The organism is Variovorax sp. P1_H2 (assembly GCF_056405295.1).
Map to the genome: position 1 here is coordinate 1 of NZ_JBFUCJ010000304.1, position 685 is coordinate 685.

Genomic DNA, 685 nt, shown 5'->3' on the forward strand with positions numbered 1-685 from the left:
CCGATCAGGCCGCTCTGCAAGGCCATGACCGATTGCACGCACCAGGTCAGGCGGGCGTAGCAGCGGCCCATGGCCACCGGGTTCGTCTGGACACCCGCCGGGATCATCGGTTTGTAGTAGTCCCTGGTGTTCCGATCCTGGCTGTCGCCACCATACACCCAGCTGGCCTGAGGGGCCTCCGAGAAGGTGTTGCTGCGCTGCGCCAGGAACTCGAGCGTCGACACGCCCAGATACTGGCTGGGATTGTCCGGCACCCAGGCCACCTGTCCCATGGTCGTCGAGTAGTCGCCCTCGTTGGCGTCGTAGGCACCCAGCTGCCATGTCATGTTGGTGAAGCGCGCGCTGGCGGGGTACGCGTTGTTCGGCGCTGCCGGGTAGGTCGTCGAGGTGCCAGCGGTTGCCGTGCCCGTTCCGTAGCGGTAGGCGATGCCCGCGGCCTGGTTCATCTGGGATGCAATCGAGCGGTAGGACGACGCATTGACCTTGAGCGAGCTGTCGACGATGTCGCCCGCGACCGGGGTACCGCCGCCGGTGCTTGGCGCGGTGGGCGTCGTCGTTGTGGTGTCCCCACTGCTTGTGCTTCCGACCGTATAGCAGGCTTTCACGACGCCAGGCGCGGGATCCTGCCCGAAATAGGTGTTGTTGCAGGTCGCCGTCCCCGTCACCGTCTTCTGGACCCAGCTCG

The 685-nt window shown here is 66.0% G+C and carries 1 pseudogene; it reads right to left on the reverse strand.

The annotated features are described in order from the left end of the window. Window positions 1–605, reverse strand: a pseudogene (locus tag AC1D2E_RS36040) (hypothetical protein); the annotation flags it as partial. Window positions 606–685 lie beyond the last annotated feature (80 nt).